General features: G+C 68.9%; 7 protein-coding genes. 4 read left to right on the top strand and 3 right to left on the bottom strand.

All coding sequences use genetic code 11. The features are described from left to right. Positions 1–135: 135 nt before the first annotated feature. Positions 136–1,368 (bottom strand): serine hydrolase, encoded by a 1,233-nt coding sequence (locus I53_RS28275; protein ID WP_043357285.1) that lies wholly within the window; start codon positions 1,366–1,368, stop codon positions 136–138. Between the two features lie 365 nt (positions 1,369–1,733). Between I53_RS28275 and I53_RS28270 the strand changes: the two genes are divergently transcribed. Together I53_RS28270 and I53_RS28265 are read left to right on the top strand one after the other, a co-directional pair. After that, positions 1,734–2,060 carry a multidrug efflux SMR transporter gene (locus I53_RS28270; RefSeq protein WP_043357283.1) on the top strand — a complete coding sequence of 109 codons (327 nt, stop codon included), beginning with the start codon at positions 1,734–1,736 and terminating at the stop codon, positions 2,058–2,060. Between the two features lie 143 nt (positions 2,061–2,203). After that, on the top strand, positions 2,204–2,830 hold the full coding sequence (locus tag I53_RS28265) for a cell wall hydrolase (protein WP_051045108.1): 627 nt from the start codon (positions 2,204–2,206) through the stop codon (positions 2,828–2,830). A gap of 60 nt (positions 2,831–2,890) precedes the next feature. On the opposite strand, the gene I53_RS28260 is transcribed toward I53_RS28265, so the two are convergent. Then, positions 2,891–3,154 (bottom strand): hypothetical protein, encoded by a 264-nt coding sequence (locus I53_RS28260; RefSeq protein WP_043357281.1) that lies wholly within the window; start codon positions 3,152–3,154, stop codon positions 2,891–2,893. Positions 3,155–3,241: 87 nt separating this feature from the next. On the opposite strand from I53_RS28260, the gene I53_RS28255 reads away from it, so the two are divergent. Together I53_RS28255 and I53_RS28250 are read left to right on the top strand one after the other, a co-directional pair. Beyond that, positions 3,242–3,433 (top strand): hypothetical protein, encoded by a 192-nt coding sequence (locus I53_RS28255; protein ID WP_043357287.1) that lies wholly within the window; start codon positions 3,242–3,244, stop codon positions 3,431–3,433. Between the two features lie 199 nt (positions 3,434–3,632). Continuing rightward, positions 3,633–4,040, top strand: a complete 408-nt coding sequence (locus I53_RS28250; RefSeq protein ID WP_043357279.1) for a hypothetical protein — start codon at positions 3,633–3,635, stop codon at positions 4,038–4,040. Between the two features lie 288 nt (positions 4,041–4,328). On the opposite strand, the gene I53_RS28245 is transcribed toward I53_RS28250, so the two are convergent. After that, a complete protein-coding gene (locus I53_RS28245; protein ID WP_075380073.1) occupies positions 4,329–4,874 on the bottom strand; it encodes a transglycosylase SLT domain-containing protein in 546 nt (181 codons plus the stop codon). Positions 4,875–5,087 lie beyond the last annotated feature (213 nt).

The raw sequence follows: 5,087 nt of genomic DNA, 5'->3' as shown, positions 1-5,087 counted from the left end.
AGCATTCTCCGTGCGGGGGGCGGACCGACGAGCCCTGACCCGGGCCTCGACCGGAGCCTGTGGCCAAAAGCCTTCTCGGTGGAAGCCTTCTCGGTGGAAGTCTTCTCGGTCGAAGCCTTGGCCGCGGCGCCCCGCTCAAGGATCCTTGCGTGAAGCGGGGGGGCGACCGGCGGCGAGATCGGCCGCGATGGTCTGCATCACCGCGAGCGTGTCGATCTCGTCCTGTTCGGCGCCGTGATCGCTGAGCTTGACGATCACCGTGCCGGTCTCGCGGTTCACGTAGATGTACTGGCCGTAGACGCCGATCGCCGAGATGTCGTCGTCCTCGCCCCCCGGGGCGTGCCACCACTGGGCCGAGTACTGCCAGCCGTCGACGTCGCGCCGGGCCGGCGTCATGATCCGCTCGATCCAGCGGGCCGGGACGATGCGGTTGGCGTTCAGCCGGCCCTGGTCGGCCACCAGCAGGCCGAGGCGGGCGAAGTCGCGGGCCGTCGCGTTGATGCAGCAGAACGCCTTCTCGACGCCGCCGGGCCGGTCGAGGTTCCAGGTGGCGTCGGCCTGGGCACCCATCGGCTTCCAGATCCGCTCCGAGAGGATGTCGGCCAGGGGCTTGCCCTCGACCCGGGCGAGGATCAGGCCGAGCAGCTCTGTGTCGATGCTGCGGTAGCGGCCCTTGCTTCCGGGCTTGAACGCCAGATGCGCGTTGTCGCGCACGAAGGCCGTGATGTCGCGCGTCAGGTACATCCCCGCGGTACCGGTCAGGGGATGCCGGGGATCGTAGTTCTCCGGCACCGCGATCCCGCTCGCCATGTCGAGGAGGTTGCGCACGGTGATCTGACCGAACACCGCGCCGTTCTTCAATTCGGGCAGGAGGGCGGAGACCCGGTCGGTCTCGGCGAGCTGGCCCCGCGCCACCGCGGCGCCGACCAGCAGCGAGACGATGGACTTCGCCACCGACCACGAGGGAAACAGCGTCTCCGGTCCGGTTCCCGCGCGCTGCCATTCGTGGATCAGCACCCCGTCCTGCACCACCAGGAAGGCGTTGGTGTGGGTCGCCGCCAGCACATCCATCAGCGGGACGGTCTTCCCCTTCCAGGGGACGCGGTCGAGGATCGGGCGCGGCCGGGCCGGCAGATCGCTCGCCCGCGCGGGGGCCTGGACGATCCGGCTCGGGAACCACGTGCCCACCGACGACGGCTCGATGACCGCGAGGGCCGTCAGGGTGACGGGGTCGGGGACGTTGATCAGCGCGGCGGCGGTCCAGGCGCAACCCAGAACGGCGGCGCCGCCCGCCGCCGCGATCACGCCCCAGCGGCGGCCCCGGCGCGTGCGGGCCGGAGAGTCCGGGATCGCCAAGGACGCGGTCATGCTGGGTCTGTGTCGCTCTGGATCGTCGCTGTCGCGCGGCCGCCATCGCGGCGGTGGGGCGGCGCGCAGCCACCATGCGCAGGAGGGGTTAACGAAGGCCCCAATCGGCCCCACGCCGGCCGCAAGAACGGGGCGCGTGGCGCCTGGCTCAGCGCCCGCGAAGGTTCCGGGACGCTGGTTCGGAAATGTTCATGGATCTGTGGCCTGTGTCGGGCGGGGGCGCCCGATGTCCTGCGGCCGATTCGAAGCAGACTTGGGCCGGCCCTGCGCTCCTCCGTCTGCTCGGGCGTCCGATTCCAAACAGGTTCTACACGCCTCGACCGCCCGATTCACGCAGCCTGTGCAGCCCGAAAATTCGCCGTGCCATGAATCCGTTCCTGATCCTCGGGCTCGCCATCGGCGCTGAGGTCACCGCCACCCTGGCGCTGAAGGCCGCCGAAGGCTTCACGCGTCCGGGACCGACGGTGATCGTGGCCCTCGGATACGGGACCGCCCTGTGGCTGATGTCGACCAGCATGGACCTGCTGCCGATCGGCGTCGTCTACGCGATCTGGTCGGGGATCGGCATGATCGGCGCGGCGCTCGGCGGCGCGTGGCTGTACGGCGAGGCGATCAACCCGACGATGCTGGCGGGCATCGCGGTGATCGCCGTGGGCGTGACCATCCTGGCCGCCGGCCAGGGCCAGCACTGAGGCCCGGGTTCAGGGCCGGCCCCGAGGCGGGAACGCCCTCGCCACATCCTCGCCGCGAACGTGCCGTCAAGCTTGGCCTTCGCCCGGTCGGAGCGGAACACCGCCCGACGCGGCAGGCTGGGGGGAGCACGGAGCGCACATGCATGCAGGGTAGCGAGAGGACGAAGGTCGGTCCTGCACTGATTGTCCTGGCGGTAGCCGGGGGCCTGGGGGCCTGCAACACCGCTTCGCCGGTTCTCACGACGGGGTCGATCCCCGACCGCAAGCCGCCGATGGTCGTCAGCGATGCCGAGCGCGATTGTCTCGGCCGCGCCATGTATTTCGAATCGAACCGGAGCGACAGCGACGGGCTGGTCGCCGTCGGGACGGTGGTCATGAACCGGCTCGAGAATGCGGTCTTCCCGGGGGGCATCTGCGCGGTTGTCGGCCAGCCGGGACAGTTCGCGCCGGGCGTGCTCACCAAGCCGATGCAGGAGAAGGACCTGCTGAAGGTTGCCGATGCCGCCGATGCCGTCCTGGCCGGCGAGCGCCACCCGAAGGTCGGGAAGGCGATGTATTTCCACACCGCCGGCCACCGGTTCCCCTACACCAACATGCACTACGTGGCCGTCGCCGGGGGCAATGCCTTCTACGAGAAGCGCGACAAGCGCATGGCAAAGCAGGACAAGCCGGATCCGCAGGACAAGCCGGCCGCACCGGCGGCGCCCGCCCTCCCCGCGACGGTCCTGACCTTCGCGGCCGTACCCGCGCCCCCGTCCGCGAGCCATTGACAGCGCACGCGCGACCCGGCCGCCGCAGCCTCTGAAGGCGGCTGCGCGGCCGGGCTTCGATCAGCCGGCCGCCGCGTCCGTCGCGCCGGTCGCGCGCAGGGTCCGGGCCTCCTGACGAGCGGCCGCCAGGACCCGTTGCCGGCTCCGCGGCTCCCGCAAGGCATGCCACAGGCGGAGCAGCTCCAGGGTCGGCATCGGGTCGCAGTCCGATCCGGACGCGCCTCCGGCTTCGGAGCCGGATTCCTGGAAGAAGATCTCGACCGGACTTTCGAGTGCCTCGGCCAATCTCCTCAGCAGAACGTCGGCTTGGCCGGGCGGGATCATGGGGCCTCCTGTTTCTGCGCGGGCGATCGAACTCGATCCATACCTTTAAGTTGTATGCTCGGCATTCAACCAGGTTACCGCCCCGCCATGTCCGACGAAGACGGTTTTGACCGCATGGTGGAGACGGCCATCGCGGCCCATCAACTCCTGGCCCTACACGGCACGTCGACGATGCAGCTCCTGTCCCGGCTGCTGCTGATGGAAATCGGCACGGAGATCGCGGCGCGGCGCGATGCCGAAGCGGCCGCCAACGACAATCCAGATGTCCCGGAGGCGTAGAGCCCGTTTCGCCGGCCGCGGAAGCCGGGTGGCCGTCCTCGGCGAGACCGGCTTGACCCGTAATCACGCGCGCCGTGAAATGGAACGAGCGGGCAAATCTGTTGATCGGCCTCTCCGCCCGAGCAGGCGGCATTTACACCGACGGGTAAAGGCCTAGCTTGTGGGTAGAAACTACCCACGAATCACGGATCCCTAGCCGATGATCGCGAAACGGGTAGCGCTCGCCGGTGCGCTTCTCCTGCTGAGCATCACGCCGTCCGCCTCCCAGCTGCGCCGTCCGATGACGTGTACGGAGGAGGCGTCCGTCGGTCTCGATGCCGCCACGCCGGAGGGGGCGAAGCCGCAGCCCCAGAAGGCCCGGACGTTCTCGCTGGTCACCAGCGGCGGCCTGCTGACCGTGATCTCGGCAGGACGCTCCGACTATTACGAGTGTCAGACCGCCTCGCCGCGTCTGAATGAGCGCACGCCGCGCAACGCGATCAAATGCCAGAACGGCGTCTATTTCCTGCTGATCGACCTGAACAAGCTGAACTTCGTCGAGGCGCAGCTCAATCCCGAGGAGCGCAATGCGATCAAGGTCAGCTACGGGAGCTGTCGAATCCTGTAGCGACGGAGCGGGATCGTCCGTCGGCGCGGCGACGGCCGGACTAATCCATACGGATCAGGACATAGGCGGCGGCGGCGACGGCCGCGAGAGTGAGGGCCACCAGCAGGGCCATCTTCCCGGATGGTGCTTCCGGCGGCTCTGGGGCGTCGGTCATGCGGCTCCTCCAGGCCGGTGAACGGACGATGACCGCCGTCCTGCCCGGTGATCGTCAGGTGTCGGGTGGCCTCTGGCGAAAGACCCCGGTTCTTCCCTTGGTTCCATGGACGCTTCCGGACTGCCTTCCGGCTCTCACTGGCAGAAGCGCGTGGCGGCGGGCGTCCACTGGCCGAAACCCGTCACCACCATGTTCGCCACGACCCGGCAGATATAGATCTTCTGCGCCGCGTTGTTGTGCGGGCCGGCATGATAGCGCGCCACGGCCATCGTCCAGCTGCCTTCCCGCTTCTTCAGGTCCCGGAGGAATTGCGTCGCGTAGTCCACGTTCGCGTGCGGGTCGATCATGGCCTCGACCGAGCCGAACTTGCCGCCGTGATAATGGTGATTGATCTGCATGCAGCCGAGATCGATCAGGCGCGCGCCCCGGCGGCGCGCCTCGGTGAAGTGGGCGAGCACGTCCTGGGGCCCGGTCGCGAAATAGGCCGTTCCTTCGATGTTCATGGCATAGGGCTGGAGCGAGCCGCGTTTGCCCGTCTCCGTGAGGCCGACGGCGTAGAGGACGCCGAGAGGCACGCCGTAACGGGCCGAGGCGCGGCCCATCTCGGCCTCACACACGTTTGCGGCGGCCGGAACCGCGCTACAGATAAATGCCGCCGTCGCGAGGACGTATCGTCTCATCGATCCGCTCTCCGTCGCGCCGGCCGGTGGCCGAACGATGCGCCGCCTGTCGTTGCCCATCCTCCCCGTGACCCGGTCGAGCTCCCCCGTTCGCGAAGGAGGACTGACCCTGCGACGGAGCCCCTTCGGCAGAGCCTCCCGCATCGGCCGGTCGCGCTTGAGCGACCGTGACATCGGCTTGGTGGTGCGCCTGCTGAGGAGTCCGGAGGATGC

The organism is Methylobacterium sp. B1 (assembly GCF_000333255.1).
GTDB classification, from domain to species: Bacteria; Pseudomonadota; Alphaproteobacteria; order Rhizobiales; family Beijerinckiaceae; genus Methylobacterium; species Methylobacterium fujisawaense.
The sequence above is the reverse complement of the archived record's forward strand: the minus strand, read 5'-3'. Positions and strand labels throughout refer to the sequence as shown.